Source organism: Rhodoferax sp. P1_F3 (assembly GCF_056405715.1).
The window spans coordinates 1-7,058 of the sequence record NZ_JBFUBO010000026.1 but is presented as its reverse complement, the minus strand read 5'-3'; the positions used below and the strand labels follow the sequence as shown (position 1 = coordinate 7,058).

Here is a 7,058-nt window from a genome sequence, read left to right as displayed (position 1 = left end):
TTGTTCGATCCAGGCCGGATCGATCAACGATCCCAGCTCCCTCATCCCGCTGACGGGCAAAGCCGCCAGAGTTTCGTCCAATGTGTTTTGCAGCAGGCTCATCAAAGAAAAAGGGAACGTGAAACACGCTCCCTTTTTACAGCCCTTCAAATCACGTACGGCTTAACTGACTGGCATTGACCCGAGGGTCGCTTTTTTGTTGCCTGGATGGCGACGAATATCAGAATTAAAACGGAATGTCATCGTCCATGTCATCAAACCCACTGGCGGGGCGTGCAGCAGGTGCCTGGCGCGGTGCGGGCGCGGGGGCCGCGGCGCGTGGTGCAGCGGCAGGTGCCATGCGACGGGGGGGCGGTGGTGCACCGCCTTCATCGCCACCGTCGGACGGGCCGCCCATGCCTTCGCGGCCGCCCAGCAGCTGCAGCTCGGTGGCCACAATGTCCACGGTGCTCTTTTCCACGCCCGCTTGGTCGATGTACTTGCCGTACTTCAGGCGGCCTTCCACGTAGATGGGGCGGCCCTTCTTCACGTATTCGCCGGCGATCTCGGCCAGGCGGTCGTAAAAGGTGACGCGGTGCCACTGGGTGTCTTCCACCGTCTCGCCGGTGTTGCGGTCTTTACGGCGGCTGCTGGTGGCCACGCTGACGTTGGCCACGGCCTGGCCAGAGGGTAGGTAGCGGATTTCGGGGTCACGGCCACAGTTGCCGACCAGAATGACTTTATTGACGGATGCCATGGTTTTCTCCAGAAAAGTGGGACGATTATGCCGCCCGGACCGCCACCGGGGCCCGCATGGGCCAGGCCACGGCCAGCCAGACCAGCATGGCCATGGTGCTGGTGGCAAACAGGGCCTGTGCTCCGGCCCACTTCACCAGCCAGCCGCCCAGGGCCCCGCCTGCAAAGAAGCCCAGGGATTGCAGCGAGTTGTACACCCCCAACGCTGCGCCCCGGGCCGAAGCGGGCGCCACGCGCGAGGCCAGGCTGGGCTGGCTGGCCTCCAGCACGTTGAAGCCACAAAAAAATACAAATAACAACCCCGCCATCAGTGCCACGGACGGTGCACCCTGGCTCAACACCAGCAGGCCCAGCTGCACCAAACCTACCAGCCCCACAGCCGACAAAAATACAGCACGCAGATAGCCCCGCTTTTCCAGCGGAAACAACGTCAAACCCATGACCAGAAACGACGCCAGCACCGCGGGCAGATACACCTGCCAATGCTGGTCACGCGCCAGCCCGGCCTGCACCAGCATGGCGGGCAGGGCCACCCACATGGCGAGTTGCACCGCGTGCAGCACAAACACCCCGAGATCCAGCCGCAGCAGCGCAGGATGGCGCAGCACCTCCAGCAACCCGCCACGCGCTTGGTCCACATGCACCACGGGCTCCGGCGGCACCCACCAGATCACGACCACAATCCCACCCAACGCCAGACAGGCGGTGATGGCGAACAGGCCATGCAAGCCCACGTGGGCCGCCAACAGCGGCGACAGTACCAGGGACAGTGCAAACATCAGCCCGATACTGGCCCCAATGAGGGCCATGGCCTTGGTGCGCACCAGGTCCCGCGTCTGGTCGGCCAGCAAGGCCGTCACCGCGGCCGAAATGGCACCCGCCCCTTGCAGCGCCCGCCCCGCCACCAGCCAGGGCAGGCTGGGCGCCCAGGCCGCCAGGGCACTGCCTGCCGCAAAGATGACCAGCCCCAGCACCATCACCGGTTTGCGGCCGAACCGGTCCGACGCCATGCCAAATGGAATCTGAAGAACCCCCTGCGTCAGCCCGTAAATCCCCATGGCCAGACCCACCAGCGCGGTATCGTCGCCACCAGGGTAGCGGCGCGCCTCCAGCGCAAAAACCGGCAAAACCAGGAAAAGCCCCAGCATGCGCAGGGCAAATATGAGGGCCAAAGAGGCACTGGAGCGACGCTCTTGCGGCGTCATGGTGGTGTCGAACAGGGCGGGCGTGGACAAAACGGGCACTCGTGGCAAAAGGCGGCACAAACCCGGGGCGGGCGGCGTAACCCGACATTGTCTATCATGGCGGGTTACTCCTTTGGCGGCCACGAACTTGAACTCTCCTACTGACGACGGTAAATACTTGGCCAGGGCCCTGCAGCAGCAAAACATCAGCGTGCGGGGTGCGCGCACCCACAACCTGAAGAACATCGACCTAGACATCCCACGCAACCAGCTGGTGGTGATCACCGGGCTGAGTGGTTCCGGCAAATCCAGCCTGGCGTTTGACACGCTGTATGCCGAGGGCCAGCGCCGCTATGTGGAGAGTCTGAGCACCTACGCACGCCAGTTTTTGCAACTCATGGACAAGCCCGATGTGGACATGATTGAGGGCCTGTCGCCCGCCATCTCCATCGAGCAAAAAGCCACCAGCCATAACCCGCGCTCCACCGTGGGCACGGTGACCGAGATTCACGACTACCTGCGCCTGCTGTTCGCGCGTGCCGGCACCCCGTTTTGCCCGGACCACAACCTGCCGCTGCAAAGCCAGACCGTGAGCCAGATGGTGGACGCCGTGCTGGCCCTGCCCGAAGACACACGGCTGATGATCTTGGCGCCGCTGGCGCGCGAGAAGAAGGGCGAGTTTCTGGACGTGTTTGCCGACATGCAGGCCCAGGGCTATGTGCGTTTTCGCATCAACGGCGAGGCCTATGAGGCCGAGAACCTGCCCAAGCTCAAGAAGACCGAAAAGCACGACATCGACGTGGTGGTGGACCGCATCAAGGTGCGTGCCGATCTGAAGCAGCGCCTGGCCGAAAGCTTTGAGGCTGCGCTGCGCCTGGCCAATGGCCGGGCCATTGCGCTGGAGATGGATACGCCCAAAGACTCTGAAATTGATAGCGCCTCGCGCAATGACGACGGGGGCCAGCGGCCTAAAGAGCACTTATTCAACGCCAAGTTCGCCTGCCCCATTTGCAGCTACTCGATCAGCGAGCTGGAGCCGCGCCTGTTCTCGTTCAACTCGCCCGTGGGTGCCTGCCCCACCTGCGACGGGCTGGGCAACCACGAGTTTTTCGACCCCACGCGCGTGGTCGCCTTCCCCACGCTGAGCCTGGCCAGCGGCGCCATCAAAGGTTGGGACCGGCGCAACGGCTACTACTTCAGCATGTTGGAGAGCCTGGCCAAGCACTACGCATTCGACATCGACGCTGCCTTCGACAGCCTGCCCGAAGCGGTGCAAACCGCCATCCTGTTCGGCTCGGGTGAGGAAGAAATCAAGTTCAGCTACGTGATGGACTCGGGCGCTTCGCAGGGTAAGAAGGTCAGCAAGAAGCACCCCTTCGAAGGCATCATCCCCAATATGCAACGGCGCTACCGCGAGACCGACTCGGCCCTGGTGCGCGAAGACCTGGGCCGCCTGCGCAGCACCCAGCCCTGCCCCGACTGCTTCGGCTCGCGCCTGCGCAAGGAAGCACGCCACGTGAAGGTGGGCGAGGGCGACCAGGCCCGCGCCATTTACGAGATCAGCCACGCCACGCTGCGTGAAAGTTTTGAGTACTTCAACACGCTGCAAATGCCAGGCGCCCGCGGTGAGATTGCATCCAAGGTGATCCGCGAAATCGGCCTGCGCCTGAAGTTCCTCAACGATGTGGGCCTGAACTACCTGAGCCTGGACCGCAGCGCCGAGACACTCAGTGGCGGTGAAAGTCAGCGCATCCGCCTCGCGTCGCAAATCGGCTCCGGCCTGACGGGCGTGATGTACGTGCTGGACGAGCCCAGCATCGGCTTGCACCAGCGTGACAACGACCGGCTCATTGGCACGCTGCAGCACCTGCGCGACATTGGCAACAGCGTGCTGGTGGTAGAGCACGACGAAGACATGATGCGTGCCGCCGACCATGTGATCGACATGGGCTTGGGTGCGGGCGTGCACGGCGGCCGCGTGATCGCCCAAGGCACGTTTGACGAAGTCAAGGCCCACCCCGAGTCGCTGACCGGCCAGTACCTCGCCAAAACACTGCAGATTGCAGTGCCCAAACGCCGCACGCCCTGGCTGCCCGTGGTGGCAGAGGCCAAACCCGTGGCCAAGGCCAGCACCAAAACCGGCAGTAAAGGCGCCCCCAGCAAGGCCGCACTGGCCTGGGCCGAGCGCCAGGCACACCACATTGCCACGCAGGGCAACATGCAAGCCATCCGCGTGGTGGGCGCCAGTGGCCACAACCTCAAGGGCGTGGACGTGGACTTCCCCGTGGGCCTGCTCACCTGCGTGACCGGCGTATCCGGCTCGGGCAAGAGCACGCTGGTGAACGACACGCTGTACGCCGCCGTGGCGCGCCAGCTCTACCGCGCGCACGACGAGCCCGCGGCGCACGAGAGCATTGACGGCATCCAGTACTTCGACAAGGTCATCAATGTGGACCAGTCACCGATTGGCCGCACGCCGCGCAGCAACCCCGCCACCTACACCGGCCTGTTCACCCCCATTCGCGAGCTGATGGCCGAAGTGCCCATGGCGCGCGAACGCGGCTACGGCCCGGGCCGCTTCAGCTTCAACGTGGCCGGTGGCCGCTGCGAGGCCTGCCAAGGCGACGGCATGGTGAAGGTGGAGATGCACTTTTTGCCCGATGTGTACGTGCCCTGCGACGTGTGTGCCGGCCAGCGCTACAACCGCGAGACGCTGGAAGTGCTCTACAAGGGCAAGAACATTGCCCAGATTCTGGACATGACGGTGGAGGCGGCCTACGAGTTTCTGCAGGCCGTGCCCACCATCGCGCGCAAGCTGCAAACCCTGCTGGACGTGGGCCTCTCCTACATCCGCCTGGGCCAGGCTGCCACCACGCTGTCAGGTGGCGAGGCGCAGCGCGTGAAGCTTGCGCTAGAACTCAGCAAACGCGACACAGGCCGCACGCTCTACATCCTGGACGAACCGACCACCGGCCTGCACTTTGCCGACATTGCGCTCTTGCTCAAGGTGCTGCACCAGCTGCGCGATGCGGGCAACACCATCGTCATCATCGAGCACAACCTGGACGTGATCAAAACCGCCGACTGGCTGATCGACATCGGCCCCGAGGGCGGTGCGGGTGGCGGCACCGTGGTGGGCGTGGGCACGCCGGAGGACATTGCAGCGAATCCGGAGAGTCACACGGGGCGGTATTTGAAGCCGCTACTGACGCCCGTGGAATAAGTACGCGCCGCCACGAAAAATACGATGCCCAACCGCAAAACCTCGCCCGGCGCTGGCGCACCGATGTTGACCGTGATCGCCATTATCTGGAACGCGTTGGTCTGGGGGCTGGTGATACCGGAAACTGGCATTGCGGAATGGTTCAAAGGCGTGGCGGCACTCACGGCTGTGGGGCTTGCCGTGGGCGCCCTGCTGCTCTGGCTCAGCCGCCTGCGCGGCAATGGCGTCACGCTGCACCTCGCGCAGGACCCGGTGCCCCACGGCGTGCCTACGATGGCAACGTTCAACCTGACCCGGCCTCTGAAGGCGCAGGTCTGGACACTGCTGGTGACCATTGATTCGCCGAACGAAGACACGAGCGGTTTTGGGTGCGTCTGGGAGCGCAAATGGATGGCCAGCCCGGTCCCCACGCTGGTGGACGGCGAACTCATGGTGCAGGCCGTCACGGCCGAATTCACCCTTCCCACCGATCTGCCGAGTTCAGAAGACGACTTTTGGTACGTTTCCCTGGTGCTCCAGGGGGATGACGAGGTATGGCCTTTTCACATTGAGACCCAAGCCCCAACGTCCCGCGCAACCGGCCTAGACACCAGAGATGACGCCTCGGATTCGCTACCACCGGATACCGACGCCCCGACGACTTCGGGCCTGCCTGAGCCGGACTACGCGTCTGGGCTTGCGTCGCCAGCACACGTCCGACGTGGCCTTCGCTGGGTCCGGCGCGGCGCGTTCGCACTGTCGCTCGGTGTGGTGGGCTGGGTGGCATGGGGCTTGTTGCTGCCCATGTGGTCCTCAGATGCGCAGCCCAAGGACTGGCCGCTCATGACCATGTCGGAGGACAGCGTGCCGGTCGCTGACGCGGCGGCGGTGGGGGTGGATCGCGCGCGGGGCGTGGACGAAACCGATGCCTCCTGGCTCCTGAGCACGCGCGTGCGCACACCGGAGTTTGGTGTGCTGCTAAGCAACTGGTTACTCGACGATGGGCACTTGCGCGCCCACCTGCAAGGTCAGGCACAAGTGAACCGCGGGGAGTTGCGCATGCGCATTCAGCAGCTGGCGCTCGCGCCAGCGGGCGCATGTAAACCAGCTGTCAACTGCCGGGTGGAAAGCATTCGTCTGGTACTGAGCCAGGCCGACAGCGACGGCACCACCACCACTTTGGCGCGAAGCGAACCCCTGCCCTGGGTGGTCGATCTGGCAAAAGACCCCGTGGCCCTGCGCAGCGACGGCATCTTTCAACTCACGCTGCCGCAGAACCTGGCGGGCGACCAGGATGTGCGCTTGCAGTTGGTGGTGCAAACGGAGAACGCCGATGGGCACTCCACCTTTCTGCTGTCGGATGACACGACCTACGCGTCGAACGGCAACTACATGGGGCTGCAACTGGCGCTGCGCGCTGCCAACCCCCAAGCCAAGAATCTGATGGACCCGTGCGACCGGGTGGGCTCCTTGGGTGAGGCAGTGCGCGCCCATTGCGAAGGCCAAGTCCAGTTCCGGCTCGACTCCAACGCCTTCTCAGGGCGCAAGGAACTCGACGCAGCCTTGATCGACGCCATCAAGCACTACAACAGCGCCGCCGTAGGCCCGCTGCTCAAGGCAGGCGCGAGCCCCAATGCGGTCGACCCCAGCCAAAAGAGCATCAACGCGCTGCTCCTCGCCACCTTCGGCGATCAACAAGTGGTGCGGGCTGCGCTGATCAAGGCGGGCGCCAAGGTCTAGCCTGCCTGCTGCCCCTCTCGGTTTAGTGCAAAATAAGCCTCTAGCCCTGGCTGCCTCAATAGTGAAGTGCAACACCTTTAATTTAACTCTAAGGTGTGCGCATGAAATCAGAACCTCATTACAGCCAGCTGGACTATCAAGATCGCCAAACCATCGCGATCGGCCTTGAAAACGGATTGAGCCTGCGCGCCATTGGC

5 protein-coding genes are annotated in these 7,058 nt (G+C 63.9%); 3 read left to right on the top strand and 2 right to left on the bottom strand.

Annotated features, from left to right (window positions below; translation table 11 throughout):
- Positions 1–226 precede the first annotated feature (226 nt).
- Positions 227–736 (bottom strand): single-stranded DNA-binding protein, encoded by a 510-nt coding sequence (ssb, locus tag AC1DZ5_RS21335; RefSeq protein WP_477892798.1) that lies wholly within the window; start codon positions 734–736, stop codon positions 227–229.
- A gap of 25 nt (positions 737–761) precedes the next feature.
- Positions 762–1,940, bottom strand: coding sequence for an MFS transporter (locus AC1DZ5_RS21330; protein WP_477892802.1), 1,179 nt, complete (start codon positions 1,938–1,940; stop codon positions 762–764).
- A 127-nt stretch (positions 1,941–2,067) separates the two neighbouring features.
- Between AC1DZ5_RS21330 and uvrA the strand changes: the two genes are divergently transcribed.
- The 3 genes from uvrA to AC1DZ5_RS21315 form a co-directional block, all read left to right on the top strand.
- Positions 2,068–5,142 (top strand): excinuclease ABC subunit UvrA, encoded by a 3,075-nt coding sequence (gene uvrA / locus AC1DZ5_RS21325; RefSeq protein ID WP_477892796.1) that lies wholly within the window; start codon positions 2,068–2,070, stop codon positions 5,140–5,142.
- 24 nt (positions 5,143–5,166) lie between these two features.
- Complete coding sequence (locus AC1DZ5_RS21320) at positions 5,167–6,861, top strand: hypothetical protein (protein WP_477892794.1); 1,695 nt, start codon at positions 5,167–5,169, stop codon at positions 6,859–6,861.
- Positions 6,862–6,962: 101 nt separating this feature from the next.
- The coding region (locus tag AC1DZ5_RS21315) for a helix-turn-helix domain-containing protein (protein WP_477892800.1) at positions 6,963–7,058 on the top strand (96 nt) is incomplete at its 3' end.